Annotated in this window: 14 protein-coding genes; 7 read left to right on the top strand and 7 right to left on the bottom strand. The window is 63.7% G+C overall.

Annotation, left to right across the window (positions count from 1 at the left end; genetic code table 11):
- Window position 1: 1 nt before the first annotated feature.
- Window positions 2-559, bottom strand: a complete 558-nt coding sequence (locus AMC88_RS03000) for a TetR/AcrR family transcriptional regulator (RefSeq protein WP_041683532.1) — start codon at window positions 557-559, stop codon at window positions 2-4.
- A 131-nt stretch (window positions 560-690) separates the two neighbouring features.
- Here AMC88_RS03000 and AMC88_RS02995 point away from each other — a divergent pair, with 131 nt between their 5' ends.
- Complete coding sequence (locus AMC88_RS02995; RefSeq protein WP_012482598.1) at window positions 691-1,893, top strand: MFS transporter; 1,203 nt, start codon at window positions 691-693, stop codon at window positions 1,891-1,893.
- Between the two features lie 15 nt (window positions 1,894-1,908).
- Here AMC88_RS02995 and AMC88_RS02990 read toward each other — a convergent pair whose 3' ends face one another.
- Window positions 1,909-2,352: a YybH family protein gene (locus AMC88_RS02990; RefSeq protein ID WP_012482597.1), complete on the bottom strand. Its 444-nt coding sequence runs from the start codon at window positions 2,350-2,352 to the stop codon at window positions 1,909-1,911.
- Between the two features lie 121 nt (window positions 2,353-2,473).
- Window positions 2,474-2,878, bottom strand: coding sequence for a GFA family protein (locus AMC88_RS02985; protein WP_010010011.1), 405 nt, complete (start codon window positions 2,876-2,878; stop codon window positions 2,474-2,476).
- Between the two features lie 114 nt (window positions 2,879-2,992).
- On the opposite strand from AMC88_RS02985, the gene AMC88_RS02980 reads away from it, so the two are divergent.
- Window positions 2,993-3,436: a MarR family winged helix-turn-helix transcriptional regulator gene (locus AMC88_RS02980; protein WP_004675956.1), complete on the top strand. Its 444-nt coding sequence runs from the start codon at window positions 2,993-2,995 to the stop codon at window positions 3,434-3,436.
- 243 nt (window positions 3,437-3,679) lie between these two features.
- Here AMC88_RS02980 and AMC88_RS02975 read toward each other — a convergent pair whose 3' ends face one another.
- The 4 genes from AMC88_RS02975 to AMC88_RS02960 all read right to left on the bottom strand — a co-directional run bounded on the left by AMC88_RS02975 (window position 3,680) and on the right by AMC88_RS02960 (window position 9,717).
- Window positions 3,680-3,889, bottom strand: coding sequence for a cold-shock protein (locus tag AMC88_RS02975; protein WP_004675957.1), 210 nt, complete (start codon window positions 3,887-3,889; stop codon window positions 3,680-3,682).
- Between the two features lie 446 nt (window positions 3,890-4,335).
- The gene (locus tag AMC88_RS02970) at window positions 4,336-6,552 is read right to left on the bottom strand and encodes a 3-hydroxyacyl-CoA dehydrogenase NAD-binding domain-containing protein (RefSeq protein ID WP_012482595.1); all 2,217 of its coding nucleotides are present in this window, start codon (window positions 6,550-6,552) and stop codon (window positions 4,336-4,338) included.
- A gap of 69 nt (window positions 6,553-6,621) precedes the next feature.
- Window positions 6,622-7,830 carry an acetyl-CoA C-acetyltransferase gene (locus tag AMC88_RS02965; protein ID WP_012482594.1) on the bottom strand — a complete coding sequence of 403 codons (1,209 nt, stop codon included), beginning with the start codon at window positions 7,828-7,830 and terminating at the stop codon, window positions 6,622-6,624.
- Window positions 7,831-7,920: 90 nt separating this feature from the next.
- Window positions 7,921-9,717 (bottom strand): acyl-CoA dehydrogenase C-terminal domain-containing protein, encoded by a 1,797-nt coding sequence (locus tag AMC88_RS02960; protein WP_012482593.1) that lies wholly within the window; start codon window positions 9,715-9,717, stop codon window positions 7,921-7,923.
- 239 nt (window positions 9,718-9,956) lie between these two features.
- On the opposite strand from AMC88_RS02960, the gene AMC88_RS02955 reads away from it, so the two are divergent.
- From AMC88_RS02955 to AMC88_RS02935, 5 genes are all read left to right on the top strand, one after another.
- On the top strand, window positions 9,957-10,646 hold the full coding sequence (locus AMC88_RS02955; RefSeq protein ID WP_064824796.1) for a DNA-3-methyladenine glycosylase I: 690 nt from the start codon (window positions 9,957-9,959) through the stop codon (window positions 10,644-10,646).
- Between the two features lie 95 nt (window positions 10,647-10,741).
- Window positions 10,742-11,107 carry a VOC family protein gene (locus tag AMC88_RS02950; protein WP_064824795.1) on the top strand — a complete coding sequence of 122 codons (366 nt, stop codon included), beginning with the start codon at window positions 10,742-10,744 and terminating at the stop codon, window positions 11,105-11,107.
- Between the two features lie 318 nt (window positions 11,108-11,425).
- The gene (locus AMC88_RS02945; RefSeq protein WP_064824794.1) at window positions 11,426-15,178 is read left to right on the top strand and encodes a peptidoglycan-binding protein; all 3,753 of its coding nucleotides are present in this window, start codon (window positions 11,426-11,428) and stop codon (window positions 15,176-15,178) included.
- Window positions 15,179-15,507: 329 nt separating this feature from the next.
- Complete coding sequence (locus tag AMC88_RS02940) at window positions 15,508-16,431, top strand: sulfite exporter TauE/SafE family protein (protein WP_064824793.1); 924 nt, start codon at window positions 15,508-15,510, stop codon at window positions 16,429-16,431.
- Window positions 16,431-17,231, top strand: coding sequence for a TIGR02186 family protein (locus tag AMC88_RS02935; RefSeq protein WP_004672858.1), 801 nt, complete (start codon window positions 16,431-16,433; stop codon window positions 17,229-17,231). The genes AMC88_RS02940 and AMC88_RS02935 overlap by 1 nt, the downstream gene beginning before the upstream one ends.
- The last annotated feature ends 188 nt before the right edge of the window (window positions 17,232-17,419 follow it).

Raw genomic sequence — 17,419 nt, 5'->3', positions numbered from 1 at the left:
TTCAGTCGCTGGCGCGCACGACGCGCGAAACCAGATCGCGCACATGGGCCGTATCCGGCACGTCGGCGAACAGGATGCGATACATGATCGGCGCCACGACCTGATCCATGACGCTGTCGACGTCGGGGAAGCTCTCGCCACGACGTTTTGCCCTCTCGGCGATGACGACGATCTGCTGACGCGTATATTCCGCGCATTTGCAGGCATTGACGCCTGCCTGTGCCGCCAGCACGTCGCGGATCATCTCGCGCCCCGGCCCCGAGGCCATTTCCTCGGCATATTGCTCCGCCCAGGCTTCAAGATCGGCCTTGCCGCTGCCGGCATCGACCGGCTGCATGTCCGGCCGCAGCCGCTCGACGGCGACATCGGCGAGCAGCTCCTGCAGATCGCCCCAGCGGCGATAGATCGTCGAGGGCGTCACACCCGCCCTGGCGGCGATCAACGGGATGGTCACCTCGGCGCGGTTCATCTCGGCCAGCAGCTCGCGGACCGCCTTGTGCACCGAGGCTTGAACGCGGGCGCTTCTGCCGCCCGGCCGGAGATTTTCTTTCACTGCCATCCCTAAGCCCGCCCCCCGGCACCGATAGTTCAAAATCTTTGAAAGAACCATAAACGCAAATAATTTGCCTTTACGATCCATCCACCCTACATAGAGCTAACGCAACGGTTTAGCTTTAAGAGGGCTTATATATGGTCGCCGCAGCCAAATCCACAGAGAATGCGTCGCCTCCCTCGATCGGTTTCCATGCGCTGACGCTCGCCACTTTTTTCGGCGCCTCGGCAGCGCCAACGCCGCTCTATCGGATCTACCAGGAGAACTTCTCGCTCTCGCCGGTGCTGATCACGGTGGTCTTCGCCGTCTACGCCTTCGCCTTGCTGGCGGCGCTTTTGACCGCCGGCTCGATCTCCGACCATCTCGGCCGCAAGCCGGTGATCTTCTTCGCCCTTGTGCTCGAAATCGCCGCCATGGGCCTCTTCGTCGTCGCCAGCGGCCCCGGCTGGCTGATCGCGGCGCGTATCGTGCAGGGTGTTGCGACCGGGATTGCCGGCGCCTCGCTCGGCGCCGCTCTCGTCGATGTCGACCGGGCCAAAGGGCAGATCGTCAATTCGATCGCGCCGCTTTGCGGCATGGCGGTCGGCGCGGTCGGCACCAGCGCCCTGATCCAATATGGCCCTTTCCCGATGCATCTCATTTATGCGCTGCTGCTTCTTGCCTTCACGCTGCTCGCAGCCGCCATCTGGCTGACGCGCGAGACCGGCGGCCGGCGGCCGGGCGCCCTCGGCTCGCTGATCCCCAGGGTCGCCATTCCGCCGCAGGTGAAACGGCCACTGTCGCTGGTGACGCCGATCAATATCGCCAACTGGACGCTTGCCGGCTTCTACCTTTCGCTGGTGCCGTCGCTGGTCGCCAGCACGACCGGCAGCAGGGCGCCGCTGACCGGTGGGGCTGTCGTGACCGCGCTGATGGTCAGCGGCGCGATCGCCGTCTATCTCAGGCGCGGCAAGACGGCATCGGCCAATCTCGGTTTCGGCGTATCGGCCAAGACGCTCGGCATCCTGACGGTCGTTGCCGGGGTGCATCTCGCCAATGTGCCGCTGCTGCTCGTCGGCACCGTCTTCACCGGCGCCGGTTTCGGCAGCAATTTCCTCGGCGCGATCGGCACCATCATGCCGCTCGCCAAAGCGGATGAGCGCGCCGGCCTGCTTGCCGCCTTCTACCTCCAGAGCTATCTCGCCTTCAGCCTGCCGGCGATCCTGGCCGGCTTCCTGGCGAAATCGGCCGGCTATGGCCTGACGACCGATATCTATGCGACGGCAATCCTGCTTCTGATGGGCGTCGGGATTGTCGCCGTCCGGAGTGGCCGGCGGAAGCTGGCGGAGAACCTTGCCTGACATCCGAGGTCCGCGTCACGGCTTCAGATCGAGCAAAGCGCGGCCGCTGCCATCCATGGCGAAGGGCACCGAGGCGTGCTGGTGGGCGACGATCCAATGCCCGTCACGCTTGACGAGGCCGAGGGTCTGGCGGAACCAGAGATCGACCGCGGTGCCATCGGTCTTGGTCCCGGTCATCCGCAGAAGACCGCTCCAGAACGCGACATCGCCGCCGACCGTCAATTTGGCATCGCGCACTTCGCCGCCGATCGGGCCGTCCCACGTGTCGAACCACGCCTGCAGACCCGCTTCGTCCTGGCCGTAGTGGACGAGCGGCGGCGCCAGGGAAAATTCGACGGAATCCTCGGCCTCGTAGGAAAGCACGTCCTTGGCATTCTTTTCGCCCAGCGCCTTAGCTCGCATCATCAGCATGGCAATGATCGCGTCTTCCTCGAGATTGACATTCGCTTCGTCTTTCACGGCCGTTCTCCTTCTCTGTTGCAGACAGAGGACGTGCGGAAGGAGGACAATCCGACAATGATGCACTTCCGATTGCACAATTGCGGATATAGGCCTGCTGTTCAATTTCCCTGGAATTGCTTCAGAGATAACTCGTCACTTCAGGCTCGTTCCACCAGGCATCGTGCCTGCCGTCCGAATAACGGACGGGCAAGGCCGCCAGTTCCTCCGGGGTGATATCGTCGAGGCAGGCGATGTTGATCGAGACATAGGCGCCGCCGATCGCCTCGACATAACCGTCGCCGAAGGCGGGCACGCCGCAAGTGCGGCAGAAGCGGTGATGGCCGCTCATCGTGTTGAACTGATAGTCGGCCATGACAGCCTCGTCGCACATCAGCCGGAAATCCTCCGGTTTGACGTTGGCGCCCCAGTAACGCCGCTTGGCGCAGATCGAACAATTGCAGCGGCCGGTGCCTGCTTGGAGGTCGATATCCACCTCGTAGTGCACTTTGCCGCAATGGCAGCTTCCCTTGTAGGTCTTCTTCATGGTGGGCTCCTCCTCACCGTTGCATCGGCCCCGCGGATATGACAATATGTTGTCATTATGAATGAGATACAAAATAGACAACATGTTGTCAAACGGAATCGACCGGAGCGGACGATGGAGGGAAATGCCTTTTCCGCCTTCGCAATCACCGCCCTTCGCCTCGCCGGCCATCTGACGGCGGCGGGCGACCAGCTGGCAAAGCCGGCAGGCCAGACCAGCGCCCGCTGGCAGGTGCTGGCCGCGGCAAGGCGCGGCGACATGTCGGTGGCGCAGATCGCCCGCACCCTCGGCCTCGCCCGCCAGGGCGTGCAGCGGCTTGCCGATGTGCTGGAGGATGAAGGGCTGACCGCCTATGCCGACAACCCGCAGCACCAGCGCGCCAAGCTGGTGCGGTTAACGGCGGAAGGCGCCGTCCGGCTCGGCGTCATCGAGATGGCACAGGCCGGATGGGCGGATGGGCTGGGCGCTGCGTTTACGCCAGCCGAACTCGATGCGGCGCGGGCGGTGATGGCGCGGGTGATGGAGATGCTGGAGGGCGGTGAGGCCGCTGGCGGCTGAGGTCGCACCCTGAGCGCAAGCGTAGCGACCAGCCAGAAACGCAAAAAGGCCGGGTTAACCCGACCTTCCCTGCCATCTCGACGAACCGTGCCAGTACATCCGTGGTCACGATCCGGAGATGATATTCAAAGCCTTCCTGCATAATTCCTTAAATCGGAATCGATCTAAGGACAAAATTATGCAGCAAGTCAAAGTGTTACAGCGTCCTTTGCGCGTCTAAAAGACGCGCGGCGCTGTAATGGCTTAAGCCGCCTGGAGGCGATCTGCCGACATCTTGCCGGACTTGTTGTCGCGGACGAGCTCGTAAGACAGCTTCTGGCCATCCTTGAGATCGCGCATGCCGGCGCGCTCAACGGCCGAGATGTGGACGAAAACGTCGGCAGCGCCGTCATCCGGCTGAATGAAGCCGAAGCCCTTGGTTGCGTTGAACCACTTAACGGTACCTGTGTTCATGACGATATCCTTTTCGAATCGCTCATAGAAGATTGCAACCGGGCGAATGCCCAGCGGCGATGAAAACCGATTTTGGAGGAAGGTCGTCAGGAACGACGCGAGCGCCGTTTCAAAGTTCATCTAGCAAGATCGATGTGCGGCGATCTAATTGCAAATTGTGTCCGCGGCAAGGCGTCGGCAAGGGAAAGTCGAAACATCTCGGATGTCGTACCGTGGTCGCCCCCTCTGCCCTGCCGGGCATCTCCCCCACAGGTGGGGAGATTGGCTGGGCGCGAGGGCCTCCCGAAACAACTGGCGTCGCAGCCGGGCGAAACGGTAGAGAGGCGGGACGGTTTGGCCACTTGCCGATCTCCCCACCTGTGGGGGAGATGCCCGGCAGGGCAGAGGGGGGCCTACACGGCACAACGGCAAAGACAGTCCCCTAAGACCCACACCGCGAAAACGACTTACGCCGCCGCCCCCATCTTCGCATAGGGATCGAACCGCCCATAAAACGTCTCGCCCCTGGCGGCCATGTCCTTCAGCAGCGGCGTCGGCTTGAAGTGATCCCCGTAAGCCCCCGCTAACCTCTCCGCCAACTCGACGAAAGCCTTCACACCCATGCCGTCGATATAGCTCAGCGCGCCGCCGGTGTAGGGCGCGAAGCCGAAGCCGAGGATCGAGCCGACGTCGGCTTCGCGCGGATCGGTGACGATGCCTTCCTCGACGGTGCGGGCGGCCTCCAGCGCGATGGTGACGAGGAAGCGCTGTTTGAGGACGGCGACATCGACCTCATCCGCCTTCTTCTGCGGATAGAAGTCCTTGAGCTCCGGCCAGAGCGACTTCTTCGCCGGTTTCGGCGGATAGTCGTAGAAGCCCTTGGAGTTCTTGCGGCCGAAGCGGCCCTCCTTTTCCACCATGCGGGAGATCAGCTCCATATGCCTGGGGTCAATCGCCTTCTCGCCGAGATCGGCGACGGTGGCCTTGAGTATCTTCAGCGACAGGTCGATGGCGACCTCGTCGTTCAGCGCCAGGGGACCGACAGGCATGCCGGCCATCTTGGCGGCATTCTCGATCATGGCGGGCGGCACGCCCTCGATCAGCATGTCGTAACTCTCAGACATGTAGCGCAGCACGCAGCGATTGACGAAGAAACCGCGGGTGTCGTTGACGACGATCGGCGTCTTCTTGATCGCCGCGACATAATCGAGCGCGACGGCCAGCGCCTTGTCGCCGGTCTCCTTGCCGAGGATGACCTCGGTCAGCATCATCTTCTCGACGGGCGAGAAGAAGTGGATGCCGATGAAATCGGCCGGGCGCTTGGAATTCTCCGCAAGGCCCGTGATCGGCAGGGTCGAGGTATTGGAGGCGAAGATGGCGCCTTCCGGCAGCACGGCTTCAACCGCCGCGATGACCGATTTCTTCACTTCGCGATCTTCGAACACCGCCTCGATGACAAGATCGGCGGTGGCAAGACCGGCATAGTCGGCGGCAGGCGTGATGCGGGCAAGAAGGGCCGCAGCCTCGTCCTGCGTAAACCGCCCCTTACCGACGGAATCCTTGACGAGGCCTTCGCAGACCGCCTTGCCCTTGGCGGCGGCCTCCAAGTCGCGGTCGATCAGCGTCACCGGGAGACCGGCGGCGGCGGTGACATAGGCGATCGAGGCGCCCATGAAACCGGCGCCGACGACGCCGACATGTTTCAGTTCGGTCTTCGGAATGCCGGCCGGGCGGCGGGCGCCCTTGCCGAGCTCCTGCATGGAAATGAACAGCGAACGGATCATCGAGAAGGCTTCGCGGGTCTGCAGCACCTCGGTGAAATAACGCTGCTCGATCTTCAGGCCGGTGTCGAACGGCACCTGCAGGCCTTCATAGACGCATTTCAGGATGGCGAGCGCTGCCGGATAATTGCCCGAGGTTTCGCGGCGCAGGATTGCCGGCGCGGCCGGCCAGAGCTGGGCCGAGGCCGGCGTCCAGATGCCGCCGCCCGGAAGCTTGAAGCCTTTATCGTCCCAAGGGGCGACCGGCTTCAGACCGTCCTTGATCATCTGCTTGGCGGCGGGGATCAGCTGGTCCGGCTCGACCACCTGATGCACGAGGTTCATCGCCTTGGCGCGGGAGCCGCTCAGCGACTGGCCTGTCGTCATCATCTGCAGCGCATCCTGGGCATTGGCCAGCCGCGGCACGCGCTGGGTGCCGCCGGCGCCGGGGAAGATGCCGACCTTGACCTCGGGCAGCGCAATCTTGACGCTCTTGGCATTGGAGGCGACGCGGCCGTGGCAGGCGAGCGACAGTTCGAAAGCGCCGCCCATGCAGGTGCCATTGATGGCGGAAACCCAGGGCTTGCCCGAGGTTTCGAGCTTGCGGAACAAACCTGACATGCGGCCGACGAGACCGAAGAGCGTCCGGACGGCCGATTCCGGGTTCCTGGCCTTCTCCTCCTGATAGGCGCTGAACATCGACTTGATCATCGAGAGATCGGCGCCGCCGGAGAAGGAGGATTTGCCCGAGGTGAAGACGACACCCTTGACGCCGGCGTCCGCGGTGGTGGCGTCGATGATGGCGTTGAGCTCTTCCATCACCTCTGATGTGAAGACGTTCATCGATTTGCCGGGCATATCCCAGGTGACGAGAGCGATGCCGTCGGCGTCGGTTTCGAGCGTGAAATTGGTGTAGGTGCTCATCTTGGGAATTCCTCTCCCTGAATTCTCTTGCGGTGAAACCCTCCCCGAGAAGCGAGGGTTCGGATCCGATCAAACGCGTTCGATTACCGTTGCCGTGCCCATGCCGGCGCCGATGCAGAGCGTCACCAGCGCGGTATTGAGATCGCGCCGTTCGAGCTCGTCGAGCACCGTGCCGAGAATCATCGCGCCGGTGGCGCCGAGCGGGTGGCCCATGGCGATGGCGCCGCCATTGACGTTGATCCTGTCGTGGTCGATGTCGAAGGCCTGCATGTAGCGCAGCACGACAGCGGCGAAGGCCTCATTGAGTTCGAAGAGGTCGATATCGGCAAGGCGCATGCCGGTCCGCTTCAACAGCTTTTCGGTGACGTCGACGGGCCCGGTCAGCATCAGGGCCGGATCGGAGCCGATATTGGCGAAGGCCTTGATGCGGGCGCGCGGCTTGATCCCCATGCTCTCGCCGCCGGCCTTCGAGCCGAGCAGGACGACGCCGGCGCCATCGACGATGCCGGAGGAATTGCCGGCATGGTGGACATAATTGATACGCTCGATCTCGGGATGGGCCTGGATGCCGACGGCTTCGAAGCCGCCCATCTCACCCGGCATCTGGAAGGACGGGTTGAGCGAGGCCAGCGCCTGCATGTCGGTGCCCGGACGCATGTGCTCGTCCTTGTCGAGGATCGTCAGGCCGTTCTGATCCTTGACGGGGATGACCGACTTGTCGAACCAGCCCTGTTCCCAGGCATGTCCAGCGCGCTTCTGGCTCTCGACGGCATAGGCGTCGACATCGGTTCTGCTGAAACCGTATTTGGTGGCGATGAGATCGGCCGAGACGCCCTGCGGCATGAAATAGGCCGGGAAATTCACCGAAGGGTCCATGAACCAGGCACCGCCGGACATGCCGAGACCAACGCGCGACATGCTTTCGACGCCGCCCGCAATGACGATGTCGTCGGCACCCTGGGCAATCTTGCCGGCGCCGAAATTGACGGCGTCGAGGCCGGAGGCGCAGAAGCGGGAGATCTGCATGCCCGGCGCCTTCGTCGAATATCCGGCTTCGAAGGCGGCGGCCTTGGGGATGACGGCGCCGGCATCCATGACAGGATCGACGCAGCCCATGATGATGTCGTCGACCGTTCGCGTGTCGAGCCCGTTGCGGTCGCGGATCGCTTCCAGCGTCTTGGCCGCCAGGCGCACGGACGGCACCTCATGCAGCGCGCCGTCCTTCTTGCCGCGGCCGCGCGGCGTGCGGACGTGGTCGTAAATGAAAACCTCGGTCATTTCCTCATCTCCCTGACGGCGCGGCGGCGCCGGTGAATTTCGTGTTCTCCCTTCTCCCCAGCGGGGGTCCGAAGGGGAGAAGGGACACAATCAAAACGCTTCCGCGGCCAGCGCCATCATCGTGTCGGCGCCGGCTTCGATGCGGGCCTTGCGCAGCGCGGTTTCCGGCATGATACGTTCCATGAAGAAGCGGGCAGTCACCAGCTTGTTCTTCAGGAAATCCTCGCGGCTCGCGTCACCGGACGCAAGGCCATCCTCGGCGGCCTTCGCCATTTTCGCCCACATATAGCCGAGCACGACGAGGCCGAAGAGATGCATATAGTCAGTCGAGCCGGCGCCGGCATTGTCGGGCTTGGCCATGGCGTTCTGCATGAACCACATGGTCGCACCCTGGACGTCGTTCAAGCCCTTTTTCAGATGCTTGGTGAAGAAGGAAAGCTTTTCGTCGCTGCGGTTTTCCTCGCAGAAATCGCCGATCTCCTTGAAGAGGGCCATGGCGGCGCGGCCGCCGTTCAAGGCGAGCTTGCGGCCGACGAGATCGAGCGCCTGGATGCCGTTGGCGCCTTCATAAATCATGGCGATGCGGGCATCGCGCACATACTGGCTCATGCCATGTTCTTCGATATAGCCGTGGCCGCCGAAGACCTGCTGGGCCATGACGGCATGGTCGAAGCCCTTGTCGGTCATCACGCCCTTGAGGATCGGGGTGACGAGGCCAAGAATATCATCGGCCGTCCGGCGTTCCTTCTCGTCGGTGGCGCGGTGGGCGATATCGGATTTCAGCGCCGTCCACAGCAGGAAGGCGCGGCCGGCCTCGTTAAAGGCGCGGATGGTCATCAGCGTGCGGCGAATGTCCGGATGGACGATGATCGGATCGGCCTTCTTATCCGGCGCCTTGACGCCGGAGAGCGAGCGGCCCTGGATGCGATCGCGAGCATAGGCGGCGGCGTTCTGATAGGCGATCTCGGAAATGGCGATGCCCTGCAGGCCGACCATCAGCCGGGCCTCGTTCATCATCACGAACATGGCGTTGAGGCCGCGGTTTTCGGCGCCGATCAGGAAACCCGTCGCCTCGTCGTAATTCATGACGCAGGTGGCGTTGCCGTGAATGCCCATCTTGTGCTCGATCGCGCCGCAGGAAACGGCGTTGCGGGCGCCGGGCGCCCCGTCCTTGCCGACCAGGAATTTCGGAACGATGAACAGCGAAATGCCCTTGGTGCCTTCGGGCGCGCCTTCGATACGAGCCAGCACCAGGTGAACGATATTGTCGGTCAGATCGTGTTCGCCGGCGGAGATGAAGATCTTCTGGCCGGATATTCTGTAGCTGCCGTCCGCCTGCGGCACCGCCTTGGTGCGCAGCATGCCGAGATCGGTGCCGCAATGCGGCTCGGTCAGGTTCATGGTGCCCGACCAGGAGCCGTCGACCATCTTCGGCAGGTAGGTCTCCTTCTGCTCCTGCGTGCCATGGACGAGGATCGCGGCGATCGCGCCCTGCGTCAGGCCGGGATACATCATCAGCGACATGTTGGCGGCAGAGGTATATTCGCCGACGGCGCAATGCAGCGTATAGGGCAGCCCCTGCCCGCCGAATTCCTCCGGCACAGCGAGACCGATCCAGCCACCTTCGCGATAGGCCTTGTAAGCCTCTCGGAAGCCCTTCGGCGTCGAGACGCTGGCATCGTCGTGGCGATGACAGCCCTCCTGATCGCCGGAATAATTCACCGGGAAGAGCGCCTCCTCGGCAACCTTTCCGGCCTCGCCGAGGATCGCCTCGATCATGTCAGGCGTGGCATCGGCAAAACCCGGCAGATTGTTATAGCGCTCGAGGCCCAGCACGTCGTTCAGGACGAAGAGCGTATCATTCACCGGGGCCTTGTAGACTGGCATTTCGCGAATTCCTCCATTCGACTGACCGGGTCGAGCCGGCCTCGGGCACTGTCTTACAAAATATTGACGTTTGCGTAAACGTCAAATTCTACCGCTTCGCCATTTCGCGAAAAAATTCGTGAACCGCGAATCCGCGCGAGGAGGAGACGTGATCTCCCCTTCCTTGTCCATCGGGGAACGGCATATAAGGACGAAGTCTTTTATCCGCAATTCGGACATTGCTTCAGGGGGCGGCCGGCATGATGAGTTTCGAGGCGATAAAGCAGCGTGCGGAGGAACGGAAAGGCGGCGCAGCGGCGCTGCAGGCCTTGCTGGAGAAGCATCGGCCGGATCACGACCGGCTGCGCGCCATGCCCGATGACCGGATACTTGCCGACATGACCCGGCGCATTTTCTACAGCGGCTTCGTCCAGAAGGTGATCGATGCGAAATGGCCGGGCTTCGAGGCGGCGTTTTCCGGTTTCGATCCGGCAATGCTGAATATTGCGCCGGACGATTATTGGCATGAGCTGACCTCGGACGAGCGGATCATCCGCAACGGCGCGAAGATCATGTCGGTTCGCGCCAATGCCGCTTTCATCAGGGAACTGGCGAGGGAACACGGCAGCGCCGGCGCCTTCCTCGCCGACTGGCCGCGGGAAGACCAGATCGGCCTCCTCGACCTGTTGAGCAAACGCGGCAGCCGGCTCGGCGGCATGACCGGGCAATATTTCCTGCGCGGCATCGGCCGCGACAGCTTTGTCGCCACGATGGACGTGCTGGCCTGCCTGAGATCGGCGGGCGTGCCGCTGTCTGCCTCCGGCACGGCGAAGAAGGACCAGCCGATGATCCAGAAGGCCTTCAACGACTGGGCCGAGGAGACCGGGCTTTCCTTCATCCATCTGTCGCGCATCAGCGCCTATTCGATCGATGCGGGAGCGCCGCACTGAAATTCCAGCCGGATGTTACGCCGGCGGCGAAACAACTTTCGCGGCTGAGGTGAACAGGATAGGCTCCCTCTCGTCGAGCTGGCAGGGAGGAACCGATGCCGCGCCTGGACCATGTCACGATCGATACCCGCGATGCGCCTCGCATGATCGGCTTCCTGCAAGCCATTCTCGGCGTCAAGGAAGGCTATCGGCCGCCCTTCCCTTCGCCCGGCCATTGGCTCTATCTCGACGACCGGCCGGTCATTCATCTCAGCCTGACATCGCGCAGCACCGATTTTCCGCCGGGCATCTTCAATCATGTCGCCTTCAGCCTTTACGAATTCGCCCCGGCGCTGGAGCGCATCAAGGCGAGCGGCTATCGCTATGAATATTACGATATTCCCGACACCGATCTCGGCCAGGTCTTCGTTTACGGTCCGGAGGGCGTGAGGATCGAACTGCAATATAAGCGGCCGGCCTGACGCGTCGTCGGCCAAAGCGAGCGGCAATTGCCGCCAAAAAGGGCGTTTGAGACACAAACGTTAAAAAATTCTCATCGATATTAACGGCTTGTTTACCACGTTTCGTGAAAGGTGCGGGTTGAGCAGTAGTGACCCGCATTCCTTTTTCCAGTCTCGCGTTTCTTAAAGATGCCGCTACATCGTTCAGCCTGAGGAAAGTCTAATTGACTATCTTCTTATGGATGATGCGCTCCGGTCGGCGTGAAGACGCTGGCCACTGACGGAAAAGCCACGGATCGAGCTCTGACGAGAGATCGAGCAGTCGAAGCGAGCAAGAAGATGAACGGATCGCGATCAAATCCTTCCCGGCAGTCCGACAGGACCTCGCTCGATGCGCTGAACCGCACGATCGAAGGGCTGGAGGCGCGCATCGAAGGGCTCATGGGCAGCGGGCGCGACCAGCGGCCGCGCACGGCAACGGCCGAGCGCGACGTTTACGCCAGCCCCAATTCGCCGCGCCCGGCAAGAGCGCCGATCGAGCCGCGGCCGGATCCGCTCACTGAAATCCGCCAGCGCCAACGCGCGCTGGAAGCCGGCCGGGAACGGCCTTACGGACGCGAGCCGACCCCGCAGCTGCGCGAACCCGCGCCGCGCGCCGCGGCATCACAGCCGGCACCCGCCTTCCGCGCCGGCGACGATACGATGACGGAGATCGCCCAGGCGCTTGTCAACCTGCGCCATGACCTTAAGCGCGACATTTCCGAAGGCGTCACCCGCGAGATGAACGCGCTGCGCACGGAACTGCGCGAGATCAAAACAAGTGCCGGAGACGGCCGCTTCGCCGACGACATCCGCGCCGACATGAGCCGCCTCGCCCAGAGCATCAATCAGCTGACCGGACGCTCGGCCGGCGCGGAAGCGGCCGGCCTGCGTGAAGATTTCGAGGATCTGCGATCGCTGATGGACGGGCTGGCGCGCGAAGAATCGCTGCGCCACATGGAAAACCGCTGGGACGGCTTCGAAAACCGGCTTGCCGCGCTCGACACCGAGGGTCTGCAGGAAGAGCTCGTTTCGCTCGCCTACCGGCTCGACGACATCAAGCGCCACATCGGCGGCATGGGCGAAAGCCCGGCGGTGCGGGCACTGGAAGACAAGCTCATCGCCATCGCCACGGCGATGGAGCAGTTCGGCAACATGATCCAGCCGCATGACCGGGTCATGGCCGAACAGTTCGCCGCCATGGACATGCGGCTCGACGAGATCAGCCGGGCGATCGCGGCCAGCGGACGTGCGGCCGCCAACAGCGATCCGACACTGATGCAGCGGCTGGAAAGCCGGCTTTCGGCGCTCGCCGACCAGATCGACGTGATGAGCCATGACGCCGCCAGCCGGGCGACGCCCGCCGATGAGCTGGCGATGCGGCTGGAAGCGCTGACGGAACGTGTCGAGGAACTGACCAGGGCGGAAGCGACGTCGCGGCTCGACGAGCGGCTGGAACATCTTTCCTATCTCTTGGAGCGCACGCAGCAGACGGCGGCGCAACCCGACCTCAGCGGACCGCTTTCCGACATCTCCCGCAAGATCGACGCGCTCGAGAACGGCGCGGTCAACGACGTGCTGGCGCAGCGGCTCGATTATCTCGCCCGGCGCATCGACGAGATGGCCCATCCGCAGCCGGCGCCGGCCGCGGCAATCGACGACGGCGCCTTCCGGCGTCTCGAGGGGCGGCTGAGCGACATCGCCGCCCGGCTGGAAGAGAGTACGGCAGCACCGCCGACCGATCCGCGGGCGCTGAAGAACCTCGAGGACCAGATCGCCAATCTTTCGGCGCTGATGAGCGAGCCGCGCGAAAGCGCTGCGATCCCCGCCGATCTCGACCGGCGCATGGGCGCGATCGAAGATTACATGGCGACCAGCGACGAATATATTATCGAAGCGGCGCGTCAGGCGGCGGAAGCCGTCGTCGAGGCCTATTCGCGCAACGGCGCCCTGCAGGGAACCGTGCCGGCCGCCGACATGTCCGCGCTGACGGCGCTGGCCGAGGATCTGCGCCATCTCGAGGATATCAGCCGCGACAGCGAGGAGCGCACGCACAAGACGTTCAAGGCGCTGCACGAGACGCTGGTGCATATCGCCGACCGTCTCGACGGCATGGAAGAGCGCGGGCGGCCGGCCGCCCAGATGCCGGTCGCCGACGTCGATTTCGATATCGACCCTTATGCGCTGATGGTGGCCGAGACCACCCGGACGCCGGAAGCTGCCCCGGCAGCAAAGGCCTCTCCGGTCATCCGCCCGGCGGAGGTCGCAGCCGAACCTGTCCCGGCGCAGGCCGCAGTGATGAGCGCAACCAGCGCGATCGCCATCGAAGCGGCGACCAGAACGCCGGAGGCCGCGACGCCGGCGCCGGCAAAGCCCGGCCTGCTCGCCAGCCTCGGCAAGCGGTTGCGCCCCGGCAAGAAGGCCGAGACAAAGGCCGCCGAACGCGCGGTGATCGACCCCGCGCCGTCGATCGATCCTGCCGACGTGGTGCCGACGGATGCGGCGAACGAACTGCTCGAGCCGGGTTCGGGCGCGCCTGACGTCAAGAAGATCCTTGAACGGGTGCGCGCCAGCCAGAGTGCCGCACGCGGCAAACCGCCCGTCGAGACCGATCGCGCCGATTACATCGCCGCTGCACGCCGGGCGGCGCAGGCAGCCGCCATGGAGGTGGACGCCAATCCGAAGCAGGCCGGCAAGGCCGAGAAGAAAGGCGCGACTGCCAAGGCCGACAAGACGGGCAAAACCGGCAAGGTCAGCGCCTTCTCGCGCTACCGCCGGCCGATCCTGCTGGCGATCGGCGCCGTGCTGCTCGCCATCATGGCCTTTCCGCTGGCCCGGACGTTGACGAGCGGAGAGCCCGCGCCGCAGCCGCCGGCCGAGGTCTCGGCGCTGACAGGCGCAACGGAAAACCCGCAGCCAGCCCTGCCCGAAGCAACGTCCGCCCAGCCCGACACCGGCGCTGCGGAGGTGAACGCTCCCGCAACCGAGACGGCACCTCCTGCCGCCGAACAGGCGCAGCCGGAAACAACCCCACCCGCCGCCGGCGATCATCTGACCGACGCTGCCCCGCTCGACGGCGAAGGAGCTGCAACTTTTGCGCCCGCCGCTTCGTCCGGCGCACCGCAGGAAACATCGGGCTTCGTACCGAACACGCCGGCCGCAGCACCGCAGGCCGCCATCACCATTCCCGACACCGTGCAGCCGAAATCGCTTGCCGATGCGGCGCAGGGCGGCGATGCGCTGGCGCTGTTCGAGATCGGCGCGCGCTATTCGGACGGCCGCAACGGCATGACGGTCGATCAGAAGCAGGCGGCCAACTGGTACCAGCTTGCGGCCGACAAGGGTTTTGCGCCGGCGCAGTACCGGCTCGGCAGCATGTATGAGAAGGGCAACGGCGTCGAACGCGACATCGCCAAGGCAAAGACCTTCTACGAACAGGCGGCAAACCAGGGCAATGCCAGCGCCATGCACAACCTCGCCGTGCTCTACGCCTCCGGCGCGCTCGGCCAGCAGGATTATGCGACAGCGGCCTCCTGGTTCACCAAGGCCGCCAATCTCGGCATCACCGACAGCCAGTTCAACCTGGCGATCCTCTGCGCGAGGGGCAACGGCGTTCCCACGGACATCGAAGAATCCTACAAGTGGTTTGCGATCGCCGCCAAAGCCGGCGACAAGGACGCGGGCCAGAAGCGCGACGAAGTGGCAAACGCGATGAAGCCCGATCAGCTCGAGCGGGCTCGCGCCAAGGCCGATCTCTGGAAGCCGGAACCGCTCGACCACCGCGCCAACGGCATCGATATCCCCGACGAATGGGCGGGCACGGGCGCCAAGACGGCCTCCGTTGACATGAAGAAGGCGATCCGCAACATCCAGGCCATCCTCAACAATAACGGCTTCGACGCCGGCGTGCCGGACGGCGAAATGGGCGCCAAGACCGTTACCGCGATCAAGAACTTCCAGAAGTCGATCGGCCAGGCGCCGGACGGCAAGGTGACCGACGCGACGGTCAAGGCGCTGCTCGAGCGCAACAAGCAGGTGGCCAAGGCGATCTAGAACGGTTGCCGCCGGCTACGGACATGATGATGTCTTGTTTGCGCCAAGCCGGGCGCAAACCGCACGGCTGTTTTGCTGGAATCGCGCTACAGAAGACCTGCGGCACCAAGACATTCGCCATTTTTTCCGCCGCCTGTCACGCAATCTGAAAAAAGCCGGATTATGCGGGACAGATCGCCTGGCGCATCCGTCGAATCGTCCACTCTCGATCTCCATCGCCCCAGGGGCTGATCGAAAGCCTCTGGCAACGATTTCGCGGTAAGGTGCGCATTCGAACGGGGACGTGACGGAAACCGCCCGGCAGGGGCGGTCATCATTCGGGGTCGGTTGTGACAATTTATCTGCCCATCGCAGAATTGTCGGTGAACATTTTCATCATTCTCGGCATGGGGGCGGCCGTCGGATTCCTGTCAGGAATGTTCGGCGTCGGTGGCGGTTTTCTCATCACGCCGCTGCTGATCTTCTACAATATCCCCCCGGTCGTGGCGGTCGCCACCGGCGCCAACCAAGTGGTGGCGTCGTCGATTTCGGGCGCAATCACGCATTTCCGCCGCGGCACGCTCGACGTCAAGCTCGGCACGGTGCTTCTGGTCGGCGGCCTCTCGGGCGCCACCGTCGGCATCTGGATCTTCTCGCTGCTGCGCGCCCTCGGCCAACTCGATCTGTTCATCTCGCTGCTTTACGTGATCTTCCTCGGCACGGTCGGCGGGCTGATGCTGCTCGAAAGCATCAACGCCATGCGGCGCGCCGCCCGCAACGAGCCGCCGGCGCCACGCAAGCCCGGCCATCAACACTGGGTGCACAAGCTGCCGCTCAAGGTGCGCTTCAAGAAATCGAAGATCTTTCTCAGCGTCATTCCGATCGTCGCACTCGGCTTTGCGATCGGTATCCTCACCTCGGTCATGGGTGTCGGCGGCGGCTTCATCATGGTGCCGGCGATGATCTATCTTTTGCGCATCCCGACCAATGTCGTCGTCGGCACGTCGCTCTACCAGATCATCTTCGTCACCGCCTATACGACGATCGTGCAGGCGGCGACCAACTTCTCCGTCGACATCGTGCTGGCCTTCATCCTGATGGTGGCCGGCGTCATCGGCGCCCAATACGGCGTGCGCGTCGGCCAGAAGCTGCGCGGCGAACAGCTGCGCGCCCTGCTCGGCCTGCTGGTGCTGGCCGTTGGTCTGCGTCTTGCGATCGCGCTGGTGGTGACGCCGGCCGATATTTATTCGGTGGTGATGGGGACGGGCAACTGATGCGCCTCGCTGCCGCCGTCCTCGCCTTTCTTTGCCTGCTGCCGGCCGCCGCCGGCGCACAATGGCTGCCCGGACAATCGACGGAAGCGGTGCGCGAGGGGCTTGAAATCGGCACCTCGACCAGTGAAATCGCCATCACCTCGGATTTCCACGGCGCCGATCTGACGATCTTCGGGGCGCTCTCGAACACCGATCAGCTGCTGCTCGCCATCGGCCAGTATGACGTGGTCGTGGTGCTGGAGGGTCCGCGCCAGGATGCGACGGTGCGGAAGAAGGAACGCGTCTTCGGCATCTGGATGAACACGCGCTCGATGACCTTCGAGGCGGTGCCGCATTCATATTCGATGTCGAGCTCGCGGATGATCGACGATCTGACGACGCCGCTCGAACTGACCGATCAGGGGATCGGCATCGATCACATTCCGCTGACGCCGGTCGGCTTCGTCGGCGACGGCAGCAATCTCGGCGAATTCCGCCAGGCTTTCCTGCGGCTGCAGCAGGGAGGCGCGCTTTACGACCGCAATCCGAGCGGCGTGCGGTTCGTCGCATCGAACCTGTTCAAGGCGAGCCTGCGCCTGCCGGCCAATATTCCGAACGGGGTGCATACGGTACGCGCCTATCTCTTCAAGAGCGGCGATCTCGTCACCGAGAAATCGCTGCCGCTGCGCGTCATCAAGACGGGCATCGAGCAGACGATCACCGATGCCGCACATGACCAGCCGATCCTCTACGGCTGCGCGGCCGTGGCTCTCGCCGTCGTCACCGGCTGGGGCGCCAGCCTGATCTTCCGCAAGGACTGAGCCGCCGCAAGGCGAGGTACTCCCGCCAATGTCTTCTTGTGGCCGCCACCGGTCGAGCGCGGCTTGACCGCACATACCCCGACGCGGCTCATCCGCCCTTCGCAAAAACCGCTTGCGTTTTGCAATCTGTCACTTTAGCTTCAGACCGGTTTTGAATAGCAACCGGTTTAAATTCGACAATCGAGAAG

Origin of the sequence: Rhizobium phaseoli (assembly GCF_001664385.1) — a bacterium.
Taxonomy (GTDB): Bacteria; Pseudomonadota; Alphaproteobacteria; order Rhizobiales; family Rhizobiaceae; genus Rhizobium; species Rhizobium phaseoli.
This window is presented reverse-complemented; position numbering and strand designations above follow the sequence as displayed.

Coding starts and splice junctions, on each gene's coding strand:
- AMC88_RS03000 (WP_041683532.1), bottom strand. CDS start 559: ATGGCAGTGAAAGAAAATCTCCGGCCGGGCGGCAGAAGCGCCCGCGTT.
- AMC88_RS02995 (WP_012482598.1), top strand. CDS start 691: ATGGTCGCCGCAGCCAAATCCACAGAGAATGCGTCGCCTCCCTCGATC.
- AMC88_RS02985 (WP_010010011.1), bottom strand. CDS start 2,878: ATGAAGAAGACCTACAAGGGAAGCTGCCATTGCGGCAAAGTGCACTAC.
- AMC88_RS02980 (WP_004675956.1), top strand. CDS start 2,993: ATGGAGGGAAATGCCTTTTCCGCCTTCGCAATCACCGCCCTTCGCCTC.
- AMC88_RS02975 (WP_004675957.1), bottom strand. CDS start 3,889: ATGAACACAGGTACCGTTAAGTGGTTCAACGCAACCAAGGGCTTCGGC.
- AMC88_RS02970 (WP_012482595.1), bottom strand. CDS start 6,552: ATGAGCACCTACACCAATTTCACGCTCGAAACCGACGCCGACGGCATC.
- AMC88_RS02965 (WP_012482594.1), bottom strand. CDS start 7,830: ATGACCGAGGTTTTCATTTACGACCACGTCCGCACGCCGCGCGGCCGC.
- AMC88_RS02960 (WP_012482593.1), bottom strand. CDS start 9,717: ATGCCAGTCTACAAGGCCCCGGTGAATGATACGCTCTTCGTCCTGAAC.
- AMC88_RS02955 (WP_064824796.1), top strand. CDS start 9,957: ATGATGAGTTTCGAGGCGATAAAGCAGCGTGCGGAGGAACGGAAAGGC.
- AMC88_RS02950 (WP_064824795.1), top strand. CDS start 10,742: ATGCCGCGCCTGGACCATGTCACGATCGATACCCGCGATGCGCCTCGC.
- AMC88_RS02945 (WP_064824794.1), top strand. CDS start 11,426: ATGAACGGATCGCGATCAAATCCTTCCCGGCAGTCCGACAGGACCTCG.
- AMC88_RS02935 (WP_004672858.1), top strand. CDS start 16,431: ATGCGCCTCGCTGCCGCCGTCCTCGCCTTTCTTTGCCTGCTGCCGGCC.